The sequence below is a fragment of the Shewanella sp. YLB-07 genome (assembly GCF_009377275.1).
The window spans coordinates 159,261-183,630 of record NZ_VOQB01000003.1 but is presented as its reverse complement, the minus strand read 5'-3'; the positions used below and the strand labels follow the sequence as shown (position 1 = coordinate 183,630).

Here is a 24,370-nt window from a genome sequence, read left to right as displayed (position 1 = left end):
CTTCTTTAAGTTCAAACAACAAAATGTGTATACTGATTCGTATCAAACGATGTTAATTGTGCATGTATATTATGGCGGTGTGGTTAAGTACAGCCGACGCAATTTGAAGTGCATTGTGTCGGCTGTACTGCAGTTTATCTTGAGTTATAACAACTAGCGTAGTGCTAGTGCTTTTTCTGCTAGGCGCTTGGCGGCATTGCGGTGTTTGTAGAGCAGTCGCTCCAGATCCAGTCCAATCACTTGGCCGTCGTGGACACGCCATTTTCCGGCTATCATAACTCTGTCAGCACTGTGAGCGCCGCACAATATGAGCGCTGCCAGAGGATCGTGGGAGCCAGAGAAGCGGATTTCATCGAGTTTGAACATGGCGATATCGGCTTGCTTGCCTACGGCTAAGGTGCCTATGTCGTCACGGCCCATGGCGCGAGCCGAGCCTTGGGTTGCCCAGCGTAGTGCATCAAAGTGAGTAACATCGGCAGCCCCATAACGTAAGCGCTGTAAATACAGTGCCATACGAACTTCACCTATCATATTAGAACCGTCGTTAGAGGCTGAGCCATCGACGCCGAGTCCGACTTTCACTCCTGCGGCTTCCAGCTCCTTGTTACGACATATGCCCGAGGCCAACATCATATTGGACGTAGGGCAGTGACTTATCCCCACTTGTGCCTGACCCAGACGCTTAATTTCTTCGTCGTTGAAGTGAATACCGTGAGCTAGCCAGGTGCGGTGATTTAACCAACCAACCTCTTCGAGGTAATCCACCGGACGATGACCGAAGCGCTCGAGGCAGAAGTCTTGCTCATCTATGGTTTCACACAAGTGAGTGTGCACCATGACATTCTCATTTTTAGCAATGCGTGCTGTCTCACGCATAAGGTCTGTTGTGACCGAGAAGGGAGAGCATGGAGCCAAAGCGATTTGTATCATGGCGCCATCATTACGCTGATGGTACTCGCGAATTAAACGCAAGCTGTCATCGACTATGACCTGTTCAGTTTGAATGGTATGGCGAGGCGGCAGGCCGCCGTCATCTTCGCCGAGGCTCATGGAACCACGGGTTAAAATTGCCCGCATATCTAACTTATTAGCCACCTCGACCTGGAGATCAATGGCGTGCTCTAATCCGTTGGGGATCAGGTAGTGATGATCCGATGCCGTAGTACAGCCTGACATCATCATCTCTACTAATGCGACCTCGGTTGCCAGACTAATCATCTCTTCATCGAGCCCGGCCCAAACGGGATACAGGGTTTTGAGCCAGTGAAATAGCTCTTTATTGAGTGCGTCGGGGTAGGCCCGCGTCAGGGTCTGGTAGAAATGATGATGGGCATTAATTAATCCTGGGGTAACCACATGCTGGCTGGCATCCACTACAACATCGACTTTTAGTGTTGGCTCAGCTCCCAGTTTAATTATTTCGACAACTTTAGTGCCGGATATCACTACACCACCGCGGGCATCTTCATCTGTGCCTGTGTAGAAAGCGAGGGGGTTTTTAAGCCATACTGTTTCCATTGATACTTCCTTAGCCCACCTCCAACTCAGTCAGAGTGGGCTTATCTGTTGTTATTCTAGTGTTTATTCTATTTTGTACTCTGCTGCTTATTACATGGGTTTAGCTTATATTTCTCTTCGGTCTCAGGGAGGACCTATCGCAAGCGGGCTCCGGTAGGTTTGCTTCAGCAAGGCTGTGACTATGGCGTCAGTGGTGATCCCTGAGTGGAAGACGTTGGCTATCTATGGCCATATTATCGGCATAGCCTTAGATTATTGTTCACTTGTCATGCTAACTATGTACACAACGTGAGCGGATAGTAAAGCCTTACACCATGTTTTTTTGTTTCATAAATGTGCTTTTTTCATTGAGAATTAAAGTCTCACCCATACATTACCTATTGATTATTAAGTGGTAGTTCTTTTGGTTTTGGCTTTTTTTATTTGCTTTTTATTTTTGTACACATTTTTACGGTTGATTTTGTACAATGTGTGGCGCAAGATTAACCAATCAATTTTTAAAACAGATTTAAAAATAAAAACAGAGATCAGAGAAGCAAGCGAATCGGCCTCATTGTTGGTTAACGCTTGTTGCTTGCTTGTTTGTGGCTAGGTTTAGATAAGGAGTCCTTCGATGAATAATGAGTATCCGCGTAACTTAATTGGCTATGGCGCTGTCCCTCCACACCCACATTGGCCTGGAGAGGCGCGTGTTGCTGTCTCCTTTGTGCTCAATTATGAGGAGGGGGGGGAGCGTTGTGTGTTACACGGTGATTCAGAATCCGAAGCTTTTTTATCTGAGCTTCCCGGCGCACAGCCTTATGTGGGCGAGCGGCATATGAGTATGGAGTCTGTTTATGAATACGGTAGCCGGGCCGGCGTTTGGCGCGTACTGCGTTTGTTTAAACAATATGATATTCCGCTGACTGTTTTTGCCGTTGCTATGGCCTTAGAGCGTCACCCGGACGTGGCGAGAGCCATGATGGAAGATAAACATGAGATCTGTAGTCACGGTTACCGCTGGATAGATTATCGACATATGGATTATGCCGAGGAGCGGGAGCATATGCATAAGGCGATTGAGATCATCGAGCGCATCACAGGTGAGCGGCCACTGGGCTGGTATACGGGGCGCACCGGGCCAAATACACGTAAAATCGTGGCTGAAGAAGGTGGTTTCCTCTATGACTCTGATGCCTACGATGATGATCTGCCTTACTGGCATGAAGAGGGGCCTAAGCCGCAACTGGTGATCCCTTATACCTTAGATGTCAATGATATGCGTTTTGCCACAGTGCAAGGTTTCAATTCGGGTGAGCAGTTCTATCAGTACTTAAAAGACTCCTTCGACACCTTGTATGAAGAGGGAGCAACGGCGCCTAAGATGATGTCGATTGGTTTACATTGCCGCCTCATCGGTCGACCCGGTCGCATCGCTGCGCTCAAGCGTTTCCTCGAGTATGTCAAGCAACATGATAAGGTGTGGCTGTGCCGACGAATAGATATTGCCAAGCACTGGCACCAGCATCACCCGCATCCAAGCATAAAGGAGGGGGAACTATGATGCACTTTTCACATTGTCAGCCAACTAAAATGAACCGAAGCGAATTTGTCGCACACTTCAAAGATGTGTATGAACACAGCCCTTGGGTAGCAGAGTGGGTGTTTGATGCCGGCTTTTCCGGCAATGAAGACGACATCAATATTATGCACCAGCGAATGGCCGATACACTGCTGCAAGCCGACAAGAGTAAGCAATTAGCTTTGATCAATGCTCACCCGGATCTTGCGGGACGCGCAGCGATCAATGGCGAGCTGACCCAGGCATCCACTTCGGAGCAAGCTGGTGCGGGCATAGATCTTTGTTCGGCAGAGGAATTTGAGCGCTTTACGCGATTTAACCAGCTCTATCTGAATCGTTTTAACTTTCCTTTTATCAAGGCTGTGAAAGGGGCCAATCGCCATCAAATCCTCGAGTCTTTTGAAATGCGCTTAGATAACGACAGTGAAACCGAATTCAGTACCGCCTTGGCTGAGATAAACAAGATAGCCCTGTTTCGATTGCAGGATATGTGAGTCGCTGTTGGAAAGTAGTCTAATCATCATGTTAACGCGTTAATCAAAAAAAGGCCTTTATGGCCTTTTTTGTTTTTATGACGAGTTATCATCAGCAAGAGCGCAATAAACAGTGAGGCTGACTGAATTTAAACCTTTAGGCCTTGTTGATCTTACCTTTGTTGGTGTTCTTATTGGTGAAGCTGGAAAAAACTACATGGAGATCCTTAGACACAGATTCACCATCGAGGTTTAATTTCGAGCGAATATGGTTTAGATGTTCCTGCATCAAAGTAAGGGCTTTGCCTTTGTCGGCAGCTTCGATGGCATCTAACAGCGCCGTATGCTCATCCAGGGAGCAGTTTATGTGGTTACCCACTTCATACTGAGCAATCAATAATGATGTTTGTGAGACAAGGCTGCGTTGGAAATTAAACAGGGGAGTATTGTTAGCCATTTCGGCAAGTTGTAGATGAAACTCACCAGATAAGCGGATACCACTACCAAAATCGCCTTTCTCGAATGCACTCTGCTCATCTGCTACAAGCTTGCGAACTTGCTTTATCTGTTCGGCGGTTGCGTGTTCTACAGCCAGCTCAGTGATCGCCAACTCCATGACTTCACGGGCTTTGAAGATCTGCTTGGCTTCCTCTACGGTCGGTGCGGCAACGATGGCACCTCGGTTAGGCCGGATAACGACGACTTGCTCCAGAGATAATCGCAGTAAGGCGCGGCGAACCATGGTGCGGCTGACATCAAATATGTCACTCAGCACTTCTTCGTTGAGCTTGGTATTAGGCGGTAGGCGCTGCTCTAGAATTGCATCAAAAATATGGCAGTAAACGATGTCATCCAAAGTCTGATTAGAAAGCTTAGATTTGGGTTTTACCTGTGTCGATTTAAGGTGACTTGTCATTAGGTTGCCAGATTCTTTGATAGAGGGTGAAATGCCGTTCATTATACGTTTTTCAGTTAACTTTACTGTGTTTTGTACACAATTTATCAGCTTTATTTTTAGCATAAAATTGAGTTTTGTATACAGTTAGCCAAAAACGCGCGCTAATCAGAAATTGTACTTGTTGATTGGGGCAAAGTGAAGATAAATAACAAAGGCTTAAAGGGCAATCACACCACAGCTACCATCTGACTCTATTCTAGTTGTTATACCGATTGTATTAAGAGTCAGATGCTATGTTGTGAATTATTTCCAATCCTAGTCTAATAACAGAGGGTAACTAGGCAAGGTTAAGAAAGGCGCAAATTCGGCGGAGGTAGATATCTCATCGAAGAGGCGCGCCGTTTCATGGAAGCAACCCGAGTCGAATCTAGCGTCGCCGACTTCAGCCTTGATGGTGTCAAGCTCCTGAGTTAGCCAAGTGCGGAAGCGCTGCGGTGAAGACTTGTCCATCGTCCAATTTCACTGCGTGATGGATCCACTGCCAGATACTCGCGCGTGAAATCTCGGCGGTTGCGGCATCTTCCATGAGGCCATAGATAGGCACACAACCCACCCCCTGAATCCATGCCTCGATATAATAGAGCGCGATACGGATATTTTTCCGCACACCAGCTTGGTTACACCCACCGGTACATGGCTGCAGCAAAAGCTCTGCGCTTATTTCGCCCATGTCGCTAGAGTCAAAATCCAGTTGGTTAATTTGACCTTTAAGATGCTGGTTAAACATATCCATCGCCGGGACCACTAAGTGTGGATGAGCGACCCAGGTGCCGTCGTGCCCATTGTTAGACTCCCGTCGTTTGTCCTCAACCATCTTGTCGAGTACAAGTTGCATGACTTGAGGATCTTTATTTGGAATGAAGGCAGACATGCCGCCCATAGCCAAAGCTCCTCTTTGATGACAAGTACGTACTAATAGTTGGCTATAGGCATTGAGAAATGCCTTATTCATACCGACTTCACGGCGATCTGGCAATATACGGTCTGGGTGATTTTTTAAGGTTTTTATGTAGCTGAAAATGTAATCCCATCGACCACAATTCATCGCAACAATATGGTCACGCATTACGTATAGGCTCTCATCCATCTGGAACACCGCAGGGAGAGTTTCGATCAATACCGTTGCTCTAATCGTACCTGTACTTACACTGAAATAGGCTTCGGTGAAACTGAAAATATCATCCCACCACTGTGCTTCTTCCATGCTTTCGAGCTTAGGTATGTAGTAATACATTCCCAGCCCTTGTTCTGCACGAGTCTGATAGTTATGGAAGAAGTAGAGTGCAAAATCCATTAAACACTCATGCTCTTGCCCTGGATAGCGCATCTTTCATGAAACTCTTAAGCATTTTCTAATGGTTGTTTTAATTAACTCAAATTCACTTACTATAAAAATTTTCATGGGAATTTATTTCTTGTAAATCTCATCAGACGTTCGACATTGTAGACGGGATATTAAACTAGATGAAATGAATAAATATAATTTAGGGTGATAAGGTATAATCCATTTTTAACAGTTACTTAACTTGGTTTGAGACTTGTGTGGTGAGTGTGTCTTAATATGAGTTAGTAATGACTTACTGTCATTACCTGTGTTGATCGTTTGGATATTGTGCAGTTGGATTGTACAAGTTAGCCTATGAGCTTATCGCGATAAAGCTGATGGGACATTGGTAGAATACAGGTAATGAATAAAATCAGGCATACCTGTTAAAGTACAGGCAGCCTGATTATTCTTCCTTATTTACTAAGCTAATGAGAGTCATTGCCAATGTGACTTAGTGGGTAACTGAATTTATTAAGGCAATAGATTCAGGGGTAAGACTGTCTACATAATCTCTAAGGGCATCTTCTTTTTGATAGAATTCATAATCTGCTATTGCTTTTAATGGTAGGCATGCTTTTATATCACCAAAGAAGGCAAAGTTTGGTGGGCATTGGTTAACTTGGTTAAAGATTAGGTTGCCAGAGTTATCAATATCATAAATTATGTAACTATTATAATCTGTAGTTCTGGCGAACGAGGAGTTTAGTAAATCTTCTTTGTCAAGAGAGTCTAGCCAAGCTTGGCCGCCAATGGCTTCCATTGTTTCTATGGAAGAATGGAGCTGAGGTTCAGAATCTATGTTGTCTATAACGCCGTCATGATCATAATCATAATCGATACCGCTAACAGAGCTAATTAATGCAATAGATTCAGGTGTAAGGCTTTCGATATAATTTTTCTGTGCATCTTCTTTTTTTAAAACTTCACCATGAAAAATGTCGTTGTTTGGTAGCACCTTATCAAGTGGTAGGCATGCTTTTATATCACCAAAGAAGGCAAAGTTTGGCGGACATGGATAAACTGTATTAAATATCAGGTTGCCAGAATTATCAATATCGTAAATTATGAAGCTATTATAATCTGTCGTTTTGGCGAAGTTACCCTTAGTTTTTAGTAAATCTTCTTTATCAAGAGAGTCCAACCAGGCTTGGGCGCCAATTTGTTCAAATGTCTCTATGGATGAATTTAACTCGGGTTCTGTATCCATACTATCTATGACACCGTCATAATCTGAATCAAAATTATAATCGGAAACCGTCACTTCTCTTGTATCGATTATGACACCATCTTTACCACCCCATTTCATAGTGAAAATGACTTTATCACCTGAAGATAAAAGGGTGCTTTTATACACCTCTTTAATATTACTAGTTACACTCGTTTTAGAATAAAAACATTTCTCTTCTTTGCAAGACATTTTGTACTGAGTATTCACTTCTGCTTTGACATAGAAACCAGGTAATGAACTAAGATCATTAGTAAATGACATTGAAATGGTATTTGTATCTAGGTTTGCATGCACTTCAGAAAAGTAGGGGGATGATGCTAATATCTTAGCTGTTAAGTCCTCTGCAGATGCAATATTTGGTAATAAGTATCCACTTAGTGCTGTAATTAAACAAATTTTGGCAGAAATGTTTAGAAATATTCTTTTATGATTATTCATATGTTTCCCAATAAATTGAATTTTTATTTGTTATTTTCTAATTAGAAACTTAGATTGAAAGCTAGGATTTACTAATCTTCATAAATAATTACTTGGTAGAGGGGTTATTGATACTTAATTAGTGTATCTAAAGTGTATCCTGTTGGTTTTAAAATGAACTATTATTGCTTTTTTATTAATGCGTTGGCGTGTTTAAATATTTATCTTTGTTTTTAATTGTTACTGTGTTAAATATTATTTTCAATATTTATTTAATGGTTACTTATGAAAGAAAATTATTTACTCTTATTGTTTGGTATGTCTTTAACCTCGGTCTCCAATATTTCTATAGCTAGTGATAGCACTCTTATATATGCTGAAAGTATACCTGAGGCCTGTATCATTACCCGTGATACCAGCGATAAGTATTGTCTTAAAGCTGGAGAAATTGCATATACCCTACCAAAATATATTATGGGAGATGAAGTTGACTTACTGGTTCCTAGTGGGCTGGAAGTCGTTCTTAGTGATTATGGGAGTATACCAAATAATCATACGGCTTCATTTGATAGATATACTGAAAATAAGCAGTTGGAGCATGTAAAGGCTAGAAATGGTAAGTATCTCGACTTTTCTACACCCTATTCCATGCTAGTTGTTCCGACGAAGAAGGTTCCTGAAGCTTGCATCGTTAGCCGTAAATCCGGTGAAAAATTTTGTCTTACAGCAGGTGAGCTTAGTTATACACTACCGGATTATATAATGGGGGATGAAGTCGACTTGCAAGTACCCAGTGGTCTGGTAATGGTTCTTAGTGATGATGGAAGTATACCAAATAATCATACGGCTTCATTTGATAGATACACTGAAAATAAGCAGTTGGAGCATGTAAAAGCTAGGAATGGCAAGTATCTCGACTTTTCTACACCCTATTCTATGCTAGTTGTTCCGACGAAGAAAGTTACTGAAGCCTGCATCGTTAGCCGTAAATCCGGTGAAAAATTTTGTCTTACAGCAGGTGAGCTTAGTTATACATTACCGGCTTATATAAAAGGGGATGAAGTTGATTTGCAAATACCCAGTGGTCTGGTAATGGTTCTTAGTGATGATGGAAGTATACCAAATAATCATACGGCTTCATTTGATAGATACACTGAAAATAAGCAGTTGGAGCATGTAAAGGCTAGAAATGGCAAGTATCTCGACTTTTCTGCACCCTATTCAATGTTAGTTGTTCCGAGTAAAAGGCTTCCTGAAGCCTGTATCATTAGTCGTATAACCAACGAAAAATACTGCTTAACTGCAGGCCAGCGTTCAGGTTATGCTTTGCCTCACTATATTCGTGGCCATGAAGTCGACCTGATTGTTCCTGATGGATTGAAGGTGATCCTGTCGGACTTTGATAATTTATCTTACAACCGTTTAGGCTTTTTTACGAAAGACACAGACAATGCTGACTTAATCAATGTTTTGGCATTTAATGGTGAATATCTTGATTTTTCTGAACCTCACTCTATGCGGGTATCTGAGATTACAGGTCCGGTTGATCCAGTAGAACCACCAGTTCAGAGCATAGTGGGTGATATCATGGGTTCTGTAGGTGGTAACGATGCTTATTTCAACATTCACTTAGAGACACCAACAATTAGTGAAAGAGTTCTAGGGCTACAATTCTCTAACTCCTTTGAAAGTATTGTTAAAATTGATTTCAGTAGTTTAGTTTATGCCAGTTTTGATGGCGGTAAAACCTGGCCAAAAGTAGTCGACATTAATACAAATGGGAGTTTAGTTGTTCCAATTGGAAGTCAAAGCATACTATTGAGAGTTCTGACGTTAATTGATGATAATGATAATGATACTAAGATTGAATTATTTGCCTGGTTAGATGAAATGCAAGCAGATAAGAAAAATTTCATTCTCGATATTAGTGGTTCTTACTCTGAGAATAACGTTAAATTAAAAGAGATGCTAACTGATAAACAAACTATAATGGAGGGTGAGTTTAATACGAGTCATGTGATGTTTGATCGTGCTACATATCGTAATACAGGTTTAGGTATACAACTTCTCACTAATAGTGCACAAGTATGGATTGATCTTCGTGCCGATGTTGAGTTGATATATACTGATGCATCACGGACATATCAATATGATGTCAATTTACTTAATTTTAAGGTACTAAATATACCAGCAGGGGTGAGTGAAGTCATTATTACTTATTATAGTGTCGATGATGATATTCAAGAGCCTGATGAAGTATTTTATTTCACTGCATGGATAGCCGGTGATTTAGCTGATCGCCTTGTCGCTGAAACAGTTATTGTAGACAACGACTAGTATGAGTTAAATATCCAGTTATAATCAAAAGTGCTCTGCAAGGCAGAGCACTTTTTGTGAAATTTTGAGACTTTTAATCTTCAAATTTTCTGAGATACAGGGCGAGTGGATCTGCATCGGCATCCTTGTCCAGCATAGGTAAAGATACGATAAACAAGGAGAATAACTCGGCCTGTGAGCTGATGTTTAGCTTGCAGTGGATCTTTTTCCGATGAACCTTTACCGTTTCCAGGCTGATATCCAGTGATTTAGCGATAGCCTTACTGGAGTAACCTTTCAAAATAAATAACACAATTTCACGTTCTCGTTCACTCAGCACCTCTCGACCAAAGTTGTTGAAGGCTTTGTTGAGATTATTGCTGAAATTTTTGTCTTTTACCGATTGTTGGTCGGTTATCAGTGACTGTAGGTCGTATAGCTGGAAGTGTTTGCGGATTAACTCGAGCAAGATAAACTTTATCGGTTCGACAGCTTGAAAAGGCTCATCTATATCGTCTGTGGAGTCGTCTCGCAGGCCCAGAGAGATGACCACTGACACCTCATCGGATAGGTGGATGATCACACCTTGCTCATCTTTAAGCCTTGTGGCTTGGTAATAGTTTAAATAATACTCTGTCTGAAAAAAGTCGTCGGGTGCCAGTTCGGTTAGTTGATAAATACCTTCGGGTACACTTCGCTGAATGGCGCCGTAGAAAGGATCCAGCAGGTAGCCGCCGCGTAGGTATAATTCTAAGGTAGAGTGTTGCTCTCTATCGGACAGATCACTATAGAGTAAAATTGGCGATGACTCTTTAAAATAGCCAAATACCACACTACTGCCATAGGGAGATATGGATTGCAGTATGGCTGATAAATCACCAAGAAAATCTTTGCTGCCCATTTTAGAAATGAGCTTAGGTAATATGTGCTGCCAATCAAATTCAGTTTGAATATTGTTATAATTATTCTTGTTCAAAATGTATTCCAGTCAAACATAGTTCAACCACAATACTGGCTTTAAATTAATCTGTCGAATAAGTTTTAAGCTGAAATTTACCTTTGATCTTGTGCCATTTTAATCGCCATTTTTCTTGAAATAATAATCTTGTTATCAATACCCCTACAGGGTTATTCCGTCATTTATCTCGCTAAATTAGTCTTACACCAATTGGTATGAGATCAATTTCCCATTTGAAATTTTCATATGGTTTCTCTTTATCGGGCTAAAAGGAAAAGCAGATGACGGAAAAAACAAATCACAAGCGACTCTGGTCTCGCTTGATGGCGATGGCCAAACTAGGTGCGACGCCGAACGGAGGCTGTAACAGGCAAGCGTTAACGGATCTGGACAGCATGGGCAGGAGTCTATTGATCGAATGGGCCAATGAGATTGGTTGCAGTCATCATTATGATGAAATTGGTAACTTGTTCATTCGTCGGGAGGGTCAGTCTCCACAGTTGCCAGTCATACTCGTTGGCAGTCATCTGGATACCCAGCCCAGTGGTGGCAAGTTCGATGGGGTATATGGTGTCTTAGGTGGGTTAGAGGTGTTACACACCTTGACTGAGAAAGGTATCGATACCCAGCACTCCATAGAGTTGGTTGTCTGGACCAATGAAGAGGGCTGTCGTTTCGATTGTGCCATGATGGGCTCTGCGGTGTGGACTCAGTCAATGCCATTGCAACTGGCTTATGATCTTCAGGCTTTCGACAATCAGGCCAGAGTCGAAGATGAGCTTATCCGTTTAGGGCAAAAAGGCCAGGTAGCCGCCAGTTACTTTCCGATAAAAGCCGCCTTCGAATTACACATAGAGCAAGGGCCCATTCTGGAGCTTGAGAAGTTGACTATTGGGGTGGTAAAGGGCGCTCAGCACATGAGTCGGCATAATATTACCGTCTGGGGCCAGGAGGCTCACGCTGGCCCAACACCCATGTCTTCAAGACGCGATCCCATGATGGCATTATCACTTTTCCTACCCAAGCTTTATCAATTGGCAGAGGAATATTCCCCTGATAGCCGCATCACTTTTGGCACGATCGATGTCGAACCCGCTTCACCCAATACCGTACCGGGTAAGTTGATGCTTACTATGGATATTCGTCATCCGGATCTTGCCACTTATCTTGATATGTTAGAGAAGAGCGAGCAGATTATTTCACAGAGCTGTGGCAGTTTAGATTTAGAATTTCAGCTCAAGCAGAGCTGGCATGCTCCGGGTGTTGAATTTTCGGACGCTTGTATTGTTTCGGTGCAGCAGGCTGTCGACGATTTAGGCTACAGCAACAAGACCATGGTGAGCGGCGCCGGTCATGATGCGGTCAACCTGGCTCGGATAGTGAATACCAGCATGATATTTATTCCATGTCGCGATGGATTGAGCCATAACGAAGCCGAGTACGCATCTCCTACCGATGTGGGGAAGGGTGCCGATGTCTTGCTCAATGCCATCTTATCCCAGGCTGTTTAGCGTCTATTAATCATATATCAATTAATGGCAAGATCTTATCTCACTCATAGTTAAGCATATGAGTGAGCCGATCAGCCCATGAATATTTGGAATCCTTTATGTCACCATTATCACTCAGTATTTTAAATGATGTCCCTGTCAGTGACACAGTACAGAGATATCTCAGCACCGATCTTAAGATGTGTATCGGTGGGCAGTGGCTCAGCGCCAGTTCAGGGGAGACAATCGATGTTTTCGAGCCTTCAAGCGGTGAGTTACTGGCTAAAATCCCCGCGGCGGATAAACAAGATATAGATAAGGCCGTGATATCGGCTCAAGCTGGTTTTAAAGTGTGGTCTCGTATGCTGCCCTATGAGCGTCAACAGGTTATCTTAAAATTTGCCGACTTAATCGAATGTCATGCTGATGATTTTGCCATGCTTGAGTCCCTCGATAATGGCAAATCTGTTGAAATCGCCCGCCATGTCGATGTGGAGTCGACGATCAAGTTTTTCCGCTATATGGCGGGGTGGGCGACCAAGATAGAGGGGACAACGCAAACTGTGTCCGTGCCTGGTTTACATTCAACCTATACCAAGAAAGTCCCCATAGGGGTGGTTGGGGCGATTGTTCCCTGGAACTTCCCCTTATCTATGGCGGCATGGAAAATAGCCCCAGCTTTGGCTACTGGTTGCAGCATCATCTTAAAGCCTGCGGAAAATACCTCTTTGACAGCCCTGCTACTCGCTGAAATAGGCATCAAGGCCGGCTTGCCTGCAGGTGTGCTCAATGTGGTTACTGGCTTTGGGAATGTTGCTGGCGCGGCGCTATCTTCCCATCCCGGGATTAACAAGATTGCATTTACGGGCTCGACACCAGTAGGCAAGATGATTGGTAAGGCGGCGATGGAGAATGTGACACGGGTGTCGTTGGAGCTAGGGGGTAAATCTCCGGTTATCGTATTTAATGATGCTGATATTGAGAAGGCGGCTCAGGGAGCGGCCAGCGCTATTTTCTTTAATCATGGTCAGGTATGTGTCGCGGGTTCTCGCCTCTATGTTCAGTCGGGGATCTACGAGGCATTTATTCAACGCGTCAGTGAGATTGCAAATGATATGACTCTCACTCATGGAATGGACAGTCAGATTGATATGGGGCCACTGATTTCCCGTGTACAACAAGAGCGAGTCCAGGATTTTATCAAAATAGGTATCGAAGAGGGGGCTAGATTACTGGCTGGAGGGTGTGACTGGCAAGGCCCTGGATATTTTGTTAAACCGACCGTATTTGCAGATACTCACCATGATATGACCATAGTCCGTGAAGAGATCTTCGGCCCTGTGCTGGTTGCGCAATCATTCGATACATTGGAGGAGGTCATAGCGCTAGCTAACGATACACCATTTGGGCTTGCTGCCAGTATCTGGTCAAATGATATCAAGCTTGTCCATCAGATGATTGACAGTCTCGAGGTGGGCATAGTCTGGGTTAATACCCATCATCTTGTCGATGCATCCATGCCTTTTGGCGGGGTGAAGCAGTCAGGCTTCGGGCGAGAGCAGGGCAAAGAGCAATTGGATCTGTTTCTTGAGACTAAGACGGTGTGGATTAACTATGGCGATTGAGTTAGCTATTTGACTAGGAAAGGCCCGAAAGGTTAAGAGGTAACCTTTTGGGCCTTGATGAATGAGCAGTGAGTCGTAAGCGGTAAGTTGTAAGAAAAATCACTTATGACTTCTAGGTTTAAAGAGTAAAATTAAACGACTTGTTGATGGAGAGTAGCAGATGGTTATCGTTTCTAAACACGCCACTATCAACTTTCATCTCTGTGTTTATATCATTAAATAAGTAGGCTAAGGATATGTCTATCCCCATGACTTGGGTCGATAGTCCAACGGACATGTCTGTATAGGCACCAATATCCCAATTGCTCCAGTAGTTTCCCCAGTTTCTACCTGCGTGTAAGTCTATACTGTATTTCTCCATGATTTGGTAACTGTAATTAACACTGATGTAATGGCTGATATCGCCTAAACCTGACATGTCATTGGTAAAGTAATAACTGACATCCAGTCCAAATCCAGATAAGCCTAAAAGCAACTCCTCAAATCCGGCAACATCATGTGAGCCGAGATATTGATAGCTAATTAAGCTCACGCTGTAATCGATATCTGCAGATAAATTATTTGAGTAACCTAGCCAAAAGTCAGTCTCGACACTCTCATCGCCGCCGTAGTCCAGGTTGGATGCCCAAGCCCCGACGAAGAGTCCATTGCTAAAGTCTGCATTTATTCCAGCTTGTAGGGCTGGATCGCCAGCGCTCAATGATTGTCCGCGCCAACGGTAATCTGACGTTGCGCCTAAATTGGTTGAGAGTTCGGTGGCCATCACGGGGGAAAAGCTTAATGACATTAAGCTTGCCATAAATACATTAGATCTGTTCATAACATCTCGGGGGGATTGTGAAAATAAAAGGGGAGAGGTTAACTCTCCCCCAGCTTGTTACTTATTTCCTACTAAGCAATGATTAAGAAGAAAATGGCCGTGATAGCTATGCCTATTAAGGTATAAGGCAGCTGAGTCCTGGCATGTTGAATGGGGGTACAGCCGCTTCCCTGAGCCGAAAGCACAGTCGAATCACTGAAGAAACAGGAATGGCTACCTGCGGCGGCGGCCGAGAGTAAGGCGCCGATTATGATAGGCATAGGTGTTCCTATGGCGATGGCAACAGGAAAGACGATTGGCATGGCGACGGCAAACAAGCCCCAGATCGACGCTGTTGCAAATACCATGGCTGTTAACACCAGAAATATAACAGCCGGGAATATGGCGGGTGAAATGTATGGCACTATCGTGTCGATAATATATTGAGTCAATCCCAGTTGGTCATTGACATTTTTAAGCATAAAGCCACCGATCACCGTTGCCAGGGGGACCAACATCACCTTGAAACCCTTGAACATGGAATCGAACATCTTGGTAATCGATAAGATGTTTTGTAGCCAATACAGGCCAATAGTGAATGTTATCGCTACTATGACACCAGCAAGTAAGTCTATGCCGTAAAGCCAGCTGGCGATGACCAGAACAAACATAGGCAGTAAAAAGTTAATCACTCCCATCAGATCTGAGGTCTGCTTGTCCTGTACGAGTTCAAGGTCTATTTCATCGACACCATCAGGTTTGGGCTGCCCAGCTTGTGCCCTCTGTTCAGCAGCTTTCATGGGACCAAGATCTGGCAGCTTGCGAATGGCGACCAGAAATACCACTGCCAAGGTTGCCCAACCATAGGCCATATAAGGAATGGCATCGATATAGATTGCCAGTCCTTGACCGGATTCGGCTATGCCATTGGATTCCAGTAGAGAGCCGAAGTATACCGCCCAGGTGGAGAAGGGCACCAATATGCATACCGGCGCCGCGGTTGAATCAACCAGGTAGGCAAGCTTCTCCCGTGAAATCTTGTATTTGTCGGTGAGTAGCTTCATGGATGTCGATATAGCCAGGGCATTTAAATAATCATCGATGAAGATTAGAATTCCCAGACAGAAGGTGATCAGCATGGTCTGCTCTTTACTCTTTACCTTGTTGAGTAAGACCCGGCTGAAGTTAAATATACTGCCACCTGTTTCCAGTAAGGCTATCAAGCCCCCCATTAAGCCACAGACTAAGATGATCCAGGCTATGGTTGGATCCACCAGTACGGCTTGGGTGACCTCAACGATGCCTGGAACCGTTTCACCTGGGTTGAGCATGATAAGACCTGCAACGGTGCCGATAACTAAAGGTTCAGCCGAACGGTGGGTTGTAAATGCAATGCCTAAGACGATGCAGGTTGGCAATATACTTAGCCAGCCAAAACTTTCTCCCTGTACGTGGTTTTGGCCAATATAGATGAACAAGATAACGAGAGTCGCAAAACCTAACAAATAGCCGATTTTTTTTGATAGCTTGTCGCTGCTTGGTAGAGGCATTGCATTATCGTTAGGCATCAAGATTATCCCCAAGGAGCACTTCTGATGACACTTCATCTATAGCTTCTTTCAATTTGGAAATTAAGCTGTCTATATTGTCTCTGGTTAATGTGAGTGGTGGGGATATGACGATAATATTGCCCACGGGGCGAATGATGAGGCCTTTCTCGAGGCATTTCTCGAACACTCGCTGCGCCTGATACAGTCTTTCTTTCGTTTGCTTGTTCGATACCAGATCGATGGCCAGCATAAAGCCTGTACCGCGCACATCACCAACAATTGAGTTTGTGAGAAGTGTTTCACGGGCTGTTTGTTGCAGATAAGGCCCCAATTTATTGACATTATCAAACAGGGATTCCTGTTCAAGGATCTCGAAATTCTTCAATGCTGCGGCGCAAGCTGTAGCATGTCCACTGTAGGTGAAGCCCATGGAGAAGACACCGCCTTCACATTGGGGCTGACTGATAACCCGATAGATGTCTGCTGATATAATCGTTGCGCCTAGGGGGATGTAGCCTGAGTTAATGCCTTTGGCGGTGATTAATACATCGGGTACAAAATCGAATATGGCTTCACTGCTAAACCATTGTCCAAGACGTCCAAAAGCCGTGACAACTTCATCGGCGACGACCAATACATCATACTTACGGCATATGTCGGCACACTTTTTATGGTAACCCTTAGGGGCAACCAGTACGCCGCCTGCACCCATCACAGGTTCGAGAATAAAGGCTGCAACGTTGTCGGCACCTAAGCGTAAAATATGATTTTCAAGTTCATTGGCAAGAAAACAAGCGTATTCGTCTTCGGTTAGCTGCTCTGCACCTATTGGGCGTCGATACATATCGGCGGCTGAGACATAACTGATGAGCTCATCGCCTAAGGAGTCGAAGCTGCTCTTGGTGGCTTGTATCCCGGTAAGGTTCGCTGCGAAATAGGTTGAACCATGATACGCACTATCACGAGAGATTATTTTCTTCTTGGTGGTCTTGTCGCGTAGGTTATTGTAGTAGTGGATTATTCTAAAAGCTGAGTCGTTGGAGACTGAGCCGCCTGAGGTGAAAAATACATGATTGAGGTCCCCAGGGGTTCTCTTGGCTATCTCAGCGGCTAATTCTGAGGCTGGTGCATTGGTGGAGTGACCGAAGGGATTAAAATATTGCATCTGGGTGATCTGCTTATGGATAGCATCTGCCATGTCTTCACGGCCATGACCGATATTGACGCACCAAAGTCCTGCGATACCGTCTAAAAATGTGTTCCCTTGTGAGTCACTAACAAAATTGCCTTTAGCCTTAGTAATTACCTGGCTTCCCTCTTCATGGAAAGTAGAAAAGTCTGTATATGGATGAATAAAATGATTTTTATCTTGCTGCCATACTTTATCTGTCTTAATTGAATCGGTCACATTACCACCTGTCTTTTTGTTGATGTACCTCTAATAAACAAGTTCTGCGTGAAGTGAGCAATACCCCCGAGGGGTTATTGTCATGAGCTCATTAAACCATTAAATATTGATTAGAGTGTTTAACAAGTGTTCTGTTTGTACTGAACTTGTGTAATGGGAAGTCATAAAAAAGTTTACTGATAAAAACGATTAAAATTAAATTGGGACTCAATATGTTTAAACAATCCAGACGTGATCTATTAAAATCTGCTGCCGTGATTACTGGCGGTTCCACCCTATTTGCCTCTGGCTTATCTTCCTTGGTTATTTCCGGGAGTGCTCAAGCCGCAGAGCCATTATCAGATATAGAAAAATCACCTAAAAGTGACGGATTTACCATTCCCGGTGAGTTTGAAAAGCAAAAGGCTGTTTGGCTTGGTTGGCCTACATTTCAATGGTATACCGATCCCAAACTCGACACTAAATTTGCCATTGCGAATATCATTCAGGCGCTGGTACAGGAAAGCGTTACCGTTCAGCTTATGTGTACAGATTTAGCGGGTGAACAGGTCATTAAAGCTTGGTTCAAAGAGCAAGGTTATGAGATTGGCACGAACCGCTTCCTCAACTATGTTTATGTCAATCCGGTGGATATCTGGCAGCGTGATTTTGGTCCAGTTTTCTTGAAAAATCGTAAAACCGGCAAGACGGCCATATCAAGTTTTACTCAGAATCAATGGGGCTATTCGACGACGGACGATGCAACGTCCGTCGCTATGAGCAAACTTCCTTTCGAAGTATCAAAACTGAAAGAGTTCTCGGCCAATGAATATTATCAGACATCTCTGGTGAGTGAAGGGGGTGACAGAATACCCAACGGCAAGGGGACGCTTATTGTCTGCAGAGACGTGGAATTTGATCGCAACCCCAACTTATCTGAAGATGAAATTACGGCTAAATTAGAGAGTGCGTTAGGTGTGACTAATGTGATTTGGCTCAATTCCGGGGTTTATGAAGATCCGTTAGCCTTCTGGGGGCCGTTACCCTATGCGGTATCTGCAACTGAAACCCTCTTCTTGTATGGCCCGCAAACAGTGGGTGGGCATACGGACGAATGTGCAAGATTTGCTAACGCAACTGATATTATTCTGACCATGCCTACAGCCGAAGAAGCGGCCAGCGATCCTATTCATGGTGTTAATTATGCAAGGCTTCAGCATGCGCATCGCACCTTGTCTGCAGCGAAAGATCAGGACGGAAATCCATTTAATATTATTGAGCTTCCCGTACCGGATCTCGAGTATATTGAAGTACAACCTGATCAAGATATGTATAAGTATTTGGAGTCATATACTTATCCCTCACATGCGGTGGCATTTCCGAAGGGGAAGCCAATCCAGGTGGTGAAAGCGGCAAGCTATGCTAACTACTTGGTTACCAATAATACGATCATAGCGCCGAGTTATAACAGCCCGAAGAAAGATGCCGAAGCCAAGAAGGTACTCAGCCTTGCTTACCCGAAACATAAAGTCATTCAGATAGATGCTGATGCATTAAATTATGCAGGAGGGGGGATACACTGTGTCACCCAGCATCAACCAGCTTAGGCATTTAGTTTGTTAGGGGCTGATGTAAGTTAGTGACTCATCAAATGGGTGAGTCATTTAACTTAACTGTTCTATCTTTAAAATGCAGGGGGTTTTCAACTTATGGCTCTTTTCATTAAAAATGTAATCATGTTCAAACCAATATATGTACATGCGTAACTTGCTGTTCTCTTCTATGCTGTTAGAACTAAAGAATTTTCGATAGCATCTGGAGCTGTACATATAGCCTGAATGATACAGTTTAATCATTCTGTCGCTTAGTCTGATCTCACGATAATCTATGCTATCGCTGGCTATGTCTGTAAATCTATACTCTCCATGGTGAAATAAACCATTAACTATTTCGATGTTTTTTGGATTTGCTAACATGCCATCAAACTCTAATGCTGAAATTCGGCTAGTGATCAAGGCTGACGCGAATATGGCCGTCAGGCTCATGATCTTCCAGGGAATATTTCTTTTGTATTTATAGTGCAGAAGTGTACAGCTAATTAAGAAGATGCTTAAAATAATGAGGACTCGTTCATACTGAAGCCAGGCGCTCGCTTCAAAGATGGTTGTGATCAAATTTACTTCCTTGGAATATCATCAATCGTCAGGTAGGGGGGGGCAGTTAACTTGAGCTGAAACTAAGTCGAAAATATCCGACTTAGTTTTTCTGCTGATTCTTTAGAAAATGCAGTTGCTAGCGAACTCTTTTCCTTCTTTTATCGTCCAATCAGCCTTAGATTTCTCTTTTATGTTTTTGCACCAATCCTTACTGCCTATTTCAGGAGCACAGCCAGATAGAAGAGATAAAGCTAAGATAATACCGATCGTTTTTTTCATGATCATTCCAGTCTTAATGATGATTTATTTTTACGGAATTTATCATTTCTCAATAAAATTTTGGTATCGTCAGTGTTTTAGCTGTAAGAGTCGATCATTTTTGATAAGGTAAATCGTTTTTCTCAGTATATTTAACTCTTGTTTTGACTAAGTTTTTTGTATCTAATTTAATGAGTTTATTTAGCATGTAAAATTAAAATATACATAACGATTATATACTTAACAGGTGTTTTTATGTCACTAACTCATTAGTTTCTATCTGAGTTTATCATTGGTGTTTTTTGTGTTTCACCTGAGTATCGGTTTCCCCCTTAATCCTATATTGATAATTATTATGAAAATCAATCAGATCTCCATGGTTTATCATAAGTACCTTTTTGATACTAAATATTTTAAAAAAAGCGATAAACTTACTTGTAAACGTACTTAGTATCGTTTTAAAACTGGAATTTATGAGTCTTTGTCAGACTATGGCTTCAGCTATGTAATTATAGTTTAGGGTGTGTTATTCGAATGGTATTGTTAAATTTATATAAATCTAGAGAAAGTCATAACTGCAGTATTAACTACCGTTATGGTCAGAGTTGTTTTTATAGGGGCTTTCATGTTTTTATTTTATTTCTAGTATTTTTTATATTTTTGTTTTGCGATCCTGCGTTAGCTGGAATAAAGCATATCAGCATGCACGATGTCAGCTCCGTTGAGATTAAAATGTTGTCTGTAAAGTTAAATCTAGTTGAGGGGGATAAATCTAATAGCCGGCTCTTAGTCACACTTTCAAATAAACAAAAGGAGGAGGTGATTATTAAGCATAAAATAATTAATCATTTTATGCTGGAGGCCCTTGTGGATCCAAGGTTAGATCTTGAAGGTGCCAAAATTAATGTTTATGAGAGTAAATCTGGTCACTGGGATAAAATTTACTCTACTGGATTTAGCCAGTCTAGCCATAATCAGACTATTTCAGTTAACACTACTCATAGTGATATTGTTGATAATCAAGCCATAAAGACCTCAAGGATGGGAGTGGTAGCATCGGAAGTAGGCAGATCAGGAAGCGTTTGTTATTTGCGCTTTGATGAGAGTGAAACCCTGTGGAGTATAGCTAAGCAATATAAAAATGATTGGGGAACAAGCATCTATGGCGCTGTGCTGGCGATATATAAAAACAATCTAACTAAGTTTAAAAACCAGAATATCAATCGATTGGTTCGCGGTGCAAACCTGACTTGTCCTAGTGATAAACTGATTCGAACCATAAATGAAACAGGGCTGGCTAGAGAGAAATTTAATCGACTAAGTAAGCAATAGTGTAAGTAATCAAAATTTCATATCATTGAAATAGGATATGAAGTTTACGGTCTACCTTCTTTTAAATATCGGGTGATTTCCTGATTGGTTTTATCTGACAATGTTGTAATTCCATTCATTTGTTGGCTATTTAAACCTGTTAAGTCAGAGTGGGCTTCATAAGTTGAACAAAGATCTGCGAGTGCTGTAGCTCCTATATTGGCTGCTACCCCTTTTAATTCATGCAGGTAATTTTTTATTTCACTTGGAGTTCGGTCGTTAGCCAAAAGATTTAGTGTCGAGTAGCTTTCGATAAAGTAACCGAGTAGTTCGATATACAAGTCTTCATCATGGTCGGTAATTGTTAATCCTGCGTTCACATCCAGGATAGGTTTACTCTGGATGCTCTTTATTTCCGGCTGTCCCGGATTCGGTTTTGCTAACTCAACATTTTCACCCGCTATTTCTATATGTTTAACTAATGTGGCTATTAGTTTCTCAAAATCTAATGGTTTACCTATCACATCATTCATTCCGCAAGCGAACGCCTTTTGACGATCTTCGTACATGATATTTGCCGTGAGCGCTATGATTGGAAGCGCTTGTAAATTGAGCTCGTTTCTTATTCTTTGAGTCGCATGGTAACCATCCAGTATCGGCATTTGGCAATCCATTAGCATCGCATCGAATGTGTTTTTTTCTAATAATTTGACGGCTTCAAGCCCGTTATTAACTATGGTGATTTCGATTCCTTTCTTCAAAAATAGGGCTTTTATCAGTCTCTGGTTTGTTTCATTATCTTCTGCCAATAATATTTTTTTACCGATAAGCGAGGCTATATTCTTAGACATGACACTTTGATCAGTATTAAGGGCGTCATCAGAGAGTATGGATAAATTATCGGAACTTGGAGGCTTAAAATAAACACGAACTAGAAATGTAGTTCCTACGCCTTTTTCACTTTCGATGCTAATATCACCATCCATGGATTCGACTAGTTGCCGGCTAATGACTAAGCCAAGTCCAGTGCCGCCAAATGTTCGTGAAGTGGAGGAGTCAGCCTGGGTAAATGATTGGAACAGATTTTCAGTTTCCTGCTTACTCATGCCAATTCCCGTGTCTTGCACCTTGAATTGTAAACCTATGCTTTTCGGAGGACTTTCTTCCGTGAGCTTGCTAACGCTTAACGTTACGCTACCTTTAGAAGTAAATTTAACTGCGTTACTGCCCAAGTTTAGCAAGACTTGATACAAGCGTAATGGATCACCTTTTAAAAAGTTGGGTACGTTTTCATCTATATGGATCTGCAGGGTTAAACTGGATTCCTGTGCTCTATTACGGATAACGACGTCGAAATCCTTGACTACTTTTCGGATATCGAAATCGACTTCTTCCAATGTTAACTTGTTGGCTTCTATTTTTGAAAAATCGAGTATGTCGTCGATAATACCAAGTAATAATTTTGCAGATTGATTAGCATCCTTGATATAAGATGATGTCTCTGAGCTTAGGTTTGTCTGTAGAGCCAAATCTGTCATGCCTATGATGGCATTCATCGGGGTGCGGATTTCATGGCTCATATTAGCAAGGAAAAAAGATTTCGCCTCTTTTGCTTTCTCAGCGTCAGTGACCGCCTGATTTAGGTCCTGTGTGAGATCGACTATTTCATTATGTGAGCGGCGGACAGAAATGAGTAATATCACAAGCGCCATGAAAAATAGGCCGCCTAACCACCACATGTTCGAGGTTATCTTGTTGGCATTTTTTATGTCCTGAGATTCTTTTTCTAGCATGTCTGTTAAATACTTGTCGGTAGCAACAGCCGATGTATGCATTTTGTTTTTGATGATGGCGATTTTTCTTGCTCTACTGACTGACGATTCGAAATTATTCCGGTACTGGTCCAAGGTGTCAATTGTCATGGATAACTGCTGCTTCTCATCATTTTTAAGCAGTGTTCCTGTGACTAAATTAGCTTGTTCTTCAGTTTTTTCTAGCTGTGTAAGCACTTTTGATTCATCAAAATAGACATCATCATTAATGGATGTGTAAAATTCGTCTTCATAAAGCCTTAACTTGTTGAAGCCTTGGGTGAGTAAATTGATCTCTTTTAAGATGTTAACCCGCTTCAAAACTGAAGTTTGGACTCTCCAGATTCTTTGCTGAGCACCGTTAAGATTTTCATGTTCAACATTGTCAAGCTTATTCGAAGCATCGATCAATGTGACTCCCGCCGCTTTCAATCTTTTGATAGGGACAGATTTAGATGCTAACTTTGAAAAGTTTTCTGCAGCTTGTTTTGTTTTTATAAAGTAATAGCTACTATCCATATTAAAACTTTCAGATGACAGGTTTTTTATTAACTGCCCCGTTATTTCTAGTAAAGCTTGTTTTTGGAATTTATTTTTTTCGTAATTACGAAGAAGACTCATTACTTGCTGAGATTTTGTTCTTGTATCCGTAGTTATCATTACTATTCTGTATATGTTATCGACTATATTTCTTAGGTTGTTAATACTATTCACATCAACCTTGATATGCTTCTCCTGATATTGGGTCAGCTCAATTAGTTTATTGGTCATTTCTGCTGCAGTTAATGCAACTCTTTTTTTTCCATTGTTGAATTTATTTTGTTGTTTCACAAAGAGCTTAAATTGTTCTTCATAACTGTTTAGTGAAAAAATAAACTTGCTCTCACCATCATTATCATTGCGGAAATAGCTTGCTAACTCATCCCTATGGATACTTTTTAGAATTTTATCCATATTGTTCTGAATCGTACCAGCCGATAACAAACTACCATCACGGGCATACACGAGTTCATTCAAACGTGCCTTGTCTAATGCTGTTGTTGCCTGATCTACTGTGATGTAATCATCGATATGGTAGCTTAAATTTGAGAGTACGCCTCCGCCTATGATACCTACGATAAATAAAATACTTATTAGGATATAAAAACGTAATGAGATTTTATTAACCTTAGTTTTACTGGTAAGTAATCTATTATTACTTCGTGAGTCCATATCTAATTTCTCTTG

19 protein-coding genes are annotated in these 24,370 nt (G+C 42.2%); 7 read left to right on the top strand and 12 right to left on the bottom strand.

The genetic code is table 11. The features are described 5' to 3' along the window. Positions 1 to 153: 153 nt before the first annotated feature. Positions 154 to 1,518, bottom strand: a complete 1,365-nt coding sequence (locus FS373_RS07595; RefSeq protein WP_144045600.1) for an 8-oxoguanine deaminase — start codon at positions 1,516 to 1,518, stop codon at positions 154 to 156. A 613-nt stretch (positions 1,519 to 2,131) separates the two neighbouring features. On the opposite strand from FS373_RS07595, the gene puuE reads away from it, so the two are divergent. Both puuE and uraD read left to right on the top strand, forming a co-directional pair. Continuing rightward, positions 2,132 to 3,061, top strand: a complete 930-nt coding sequence (gene puuE, locus FS373_RS07590) for an allantoinase PuuE (protein WP_152829208.1) — start codon at positions 2,132 to 2,134, stop codon at positions 3,059 to 3,061. Continuing rightward, the gene (uraD, locus tag FS373_RS07585; RefSeq protein ID WP_144045601.1) at positions 3,058 to 3,573 is read left to right on the top strand and encodes a 2-oxo-4-hydroxy-4-carboxy-5-ureidoimidazoline decarboxylase; all 516 of its coding nucleotides are present in this window, start codon (positions 3,058 to 3,060) and stop codon (positions 3,571 to 3,573) included. The genes puuE and uraD overlap by 4 nt, the downstream gene beginning before the upstream one ends. Positions 3,574 to 3,709: 136 nt before the next feature. On the opposite strand, the gene FS373_RS07580 is transcribed toward uraD, so the two are convergent. The 4 genes from FS373_RS07580 to FS373_RS07570 form a co-directional block, all read right to left on the bottom strand. Further along, positions 3,710 to 4,468: a GntR family transcriptional regulator gene (locus tag FS373_RS07580; protein WP_144045602.1), complete on the bottom strand. Its 759-nt coding sequence runs from the start codon at positions 4,466 to 4,468 to the stop codon at positions 3,710 to 3,712. A gap of 297 nt (positions 4,469 to 4,765) precedes the next feature. Further along, positions 4,766 to 4,960, bottom strand: coding sequence for a hypothetical protein (locus FS373_RS31865; RefSeq protein WP_227992592.1), 195 nt, complete (start codon positions 4,958 to 4,960; stop codon positions 4,766 to 4,768). Further along, on the bottom strand, positions 4,908 to 5,804 hold the full coding sequence (locus FS373_RS07575; RefSeq protein ID WP_227992591.1) for a malate synthase: 897 nt from the start codon (positions 5,802 to 5,804) through the stop codon (positions 4,908 to 4,910). The genes FS373_RS31865 and FS373_RS07575 overlap by 53 nt, the downstream gene beginning before the upstream one ends. Before the next feature lie 484 nt (positions 5,805 to 6,288). Beyond that, the gene (locus FS373_RS07570; protein WP_152829207.1) at positions 6,289 to 7,503 is read right to left on the bottom strand and encodes a hypothetical protein; all 1,215 of its coding nucleotides are present in this window, start codon (positions 7,501 to 7,503) and stop codon (positions 6,289 to 6,291) included. Positions 7,504 to 7,767: 264 nt separating this feature from the next. Between FS373_RS07570 and FS373_RS07565 the strand changes: the two genes are divergently transcribed. Next, positions 7,768 to 9,819, top strand: a complete 2,052-nt coding sequence (locus tag FS373_RS07565; protein ID WP_144045604.1) for a hypothetical protein — start codon at positions 7,768 to 7,770, stop codon at positions 9,817 to 9,819. Between the two features lie 73 nt (positions 9,820 to 9,892). Here FS373_RS07565 and FS373_RS07560 read toward each other — a convergent pair whose 3' ends face one another. Next, positions 9,893 to 10,774, bottom strand: coding sequence for a LuxR C-terminal-related transcriptional regulator (locus FS373_RS07560; protein WP_144045605.1), 882 nt, complete (start codon positions 10,772 to 10,774; stop codon positions 9,893 to 9,895). 263 nt (positions 10,775 to 11,037) lie between these two features. On the opposite strand from FS373_RS07560, the gene FS373_RS07555 reads away from it, so the two are divergent. Both FS373_RS07555 and FS373_RS07550 read left to right on the top strand, forming a co-directional pair. Beyond that, a complete protein-coding gene (locus FS373_RS07555) occupies positions 11,038 to 12,267 on the top strand; it encodes a M20 family metallo-hydrolase (protein WP_144045606.1) in 1,230 nt (409 codons plus the stop codon). A gap of 98 nt (positions 12,268 to 12,365) precedes the next feature. Further along, positions 12,366 to 13,871, top strand: a complete 1,506-nt coding sequence (locus FS373_RS07550) for an aldehyde dehydrogenase family protein (protein WP_144045607.1) — start codon at positions 12,366 to 12,368, stop codon at positions 13,869 to 13,871. 118 nt (positions 13,872 to 13,989) lie between these two features. Here FS373_RS07550 and FS373_RS07545 read toward each other — a convergent pair whose 3' ends face one another. From FS373_RS07545 to FS373_RS07535, 3 genes are all read right to left on the bottom strand, one after another. Next, the gene (locus tag FS373_RS07545) at positions 13,990 to 14,658 is read right to left on the bottom strand and encodes a TorF family putative porin (protein WP_221937485.1); all 669 of its coding nucleotides are present in this window, start codon (positions 14,656 to 14,658) and stop codon (positions 13,990 to 13,992) included. Between the two features lie 104 nt (positions 14,659 to 14,762). Then, a complete protein-coding gene (locus FS373_RS07540) occupies positions 14,763 to 16,238 on the bottom strand; it encodes a Na+/H+ antiporter NhaC family protein (protein WP_152829206.1) in 1,476 nt (491 codons plus the stop codon). After that, positions 16,231 to 17,628 (bottom strand): aminotransferase class III-fold pyridoxal phosphate-dependent enzyme, encoded by a 1,398-nt coding sequence (locus FS373_RS07535; protein ID WP_144045609.1) that lies wholly within the window; start codon positions 17,626 to 17,628, stop codon positions 16,231 to 16,233. Before FS373_RS07535 ends, FS373_RS07540 begins: the two co-directional genes overlap by 8 nt. Positions 17,629 to 17,840: 212 nt before the next feature. On the opposite strand from FS373_RS07535, the gene FS373_RS07530 reads away from it, so the two are divergent. After that, the gene (locus tag FS373_RS07530; protein WP_152829205.1) at positions 17,841 to 19,214 is read left to right on the top strand and encodes an agmatine deiminase family protein; all 1,374 of its coding nucleotides are present in this window, start codon (positions 17,841 to 17,843) and stop codon (positions 19,212 to 19,214) included. A gap of 57 nt (positions 19,215 to 19,271) precedes the next feature. Here the strand turns inward: FS373_RS07530 and FS373_RS07525 are convergent, their stop codons facing one another. Together FS373_RS07525 and FS373_RS07520 are read right to left on the bottom strand one after the other, a co-directional pair. Next, the gene (locus tag FS373_RS07525; RefSeq protein ID WP_152829204.1) at positions 19,272 to 19,781 is read right to left on the bottom strand and encodes a hypothetical protein; all 510 of its coding nucleotides are present in this window, start codon (positions 19,779 to 19,781) and stop codon (positions 19,272 to 19,274) included. 102 nt (positions 19,782 to 19,883) lie between these two features. Continuing rightward, positions 19,884 to 20,042, bottom strand: coding sequence for a DUF3012 domain-containing protein (locus FS373_RS07520; RefSeq protein WP_144045612.1), 159 nt, complete (start codon positions 20,040 to 20,042; stop codon positions 19,884 to 19,886). Between the two features lie 513 nt (positions 20,043 to 20,555). Here FS373_RS07520 and FS373_RS07515 point away from each other — a divergent pair. Beyond that, positions 20,556 to 21,353 (top strand): FimV/HubP family polar landmark protein, encoded by a 798-nt coding sequence (locus FS373_RS07515; protein WP_152829203.1) that lies wholly within the window; start codon positions 20,556 to 20,558, stop codon positions 21,351 to 21,353. A gap of 44 nt (positions 21,354 to 21,397) precedes the next feature. Here the strand turns inward: FS373_RS07515 and FS373_RS07510 are convergent, their stop codons facing one another. Continuing rightward, positions 21,398 to 24,355 carry an ATP-binding protein gene (locus tag FS373_RS07510; protein WP_152829202.1) on the bottom strand — a complete coding sequence of 986 codons (2,958 nt, stop codon included), beginning with the start codon at positions 24,353 to 24,355 and terminating at the stop codon, positions 21,398 to 21,400. Positions 24,356 to 24,370 lie beyond the last annotated feature (15 nt).

Excerpts from the sequence above, each read along its gene's own strand:
- FS373_RS07570 (WP_152829207.1), bottom strand. The coding sequence starts at position 7,503 with ATGAATAATCATAAAAGAATATTTCTAAACATTTCTGCCAAAATTTGT.
- FS373_RS07520 (WP_144045612.1), bottom strand. The coding sequence starts at position 20,042 with ATGAAAAAAACGATCGGTATTATCTTAGCTTTATCTCTTCTATCTGGC.
- FS373_RS07515 (WP_152829203.1), top strand. The coding sequence starts at position 20,556 with ATGGTATTGTTAAATTTATATAAATCTAGAGAAAGTCATAACTGCAGT.
- FS373_RS07545 (WP_221937485.1), bottom strand. The coding sequence starts at position 14,658 with ATGTCATTAAGCTTTTCCCCCGTGATGGCCACCGAACTCTCAACCAAT.
- FS373_RS07550 (WP_144045607.1), top strand. The coding sequence starts at position 12,366 with ATGTCACCATTATCACTCAGTATTTTAAATGATGTCCCTGTCAGTGAC.
- puuE (WP_152829208.1), top strand. The coding sequence starts at position 2,132 with ATGAATAATGAGTATCCGCGTAACTTAATTGGCTATGGCGCTGTCCCT.
- FS373_RS07565 (WP_144045604.1), top strand. The coding sequence starts at position 7,768 with ATGAAAGAAAATTATTTACTCTTATTGTTTGGTATGTCTTTAACCTCG.
- uraD (WP_144045601.1), top strand. The coding sequence starts at position 3,058 with ATGATGCACTTTTCACATTGTCAGCCAACTAAAATGAACCGAAGCGAA.
- FS373_RS07575 (WP_227992591.1), bottom strand. The coding sequence starts at position 5,804 with ATGGATTTTGCACTCTACTTCTTCCATAACTATCAGACTCGTGCAGAA.
- FS373_RS07555 (WP_144045606.1), top strand. The coding sequence starts at position 11,038 with ATGACGGAAAAAACAAATCACAAGCGACTCTGGTCTCGCTTGATGGCG.
- FS373_RS07595 (WP_144045600.1), bottom strand. The coding sequence starts at position 1,518 with ATGGAAACAGTATGGCTTAAAAACCCCCTCGCTTTCTACACAGGCACA.
- FS373_RS07510 (WP_152829202.1), bottom strand. The coding sequence starts at position 24,355 with ATGGACTCACGAAGTAATAATAGATTACTTACCAGTAAAACTAAGGTT.
- FS373_RS07530 (WP_152829205.1), top strand. The coding sequence starts at position 17,841 with ATGTTTAAACAATCCAGACGTGATCTATTAAAATCTGCTGCCGTGATT.
- FS373_RS31865 (WP_227992592.1), bottom strand. The coding sequence starts at position 4,960 with ATGGACAAGTCTTCACCGCAGCGCTTCCGCACTTGGCTAACTCAGGAG.
- FS373_RS07580 (WP_144045602.1), bottom strand. The coding sequence starts at position 4,468 with ATGACAAGTCACCTTAAATCGACACAGGTAAAACCCAAATCTAAGCTT.
- FS373_RS07540 (WP_152829206.1), bottom strand. The coding sequence starts at position 16,238 with ATGCCTAACGATAATGCAATGCCTCTACCAAGCAGCGACAAGCTATCA.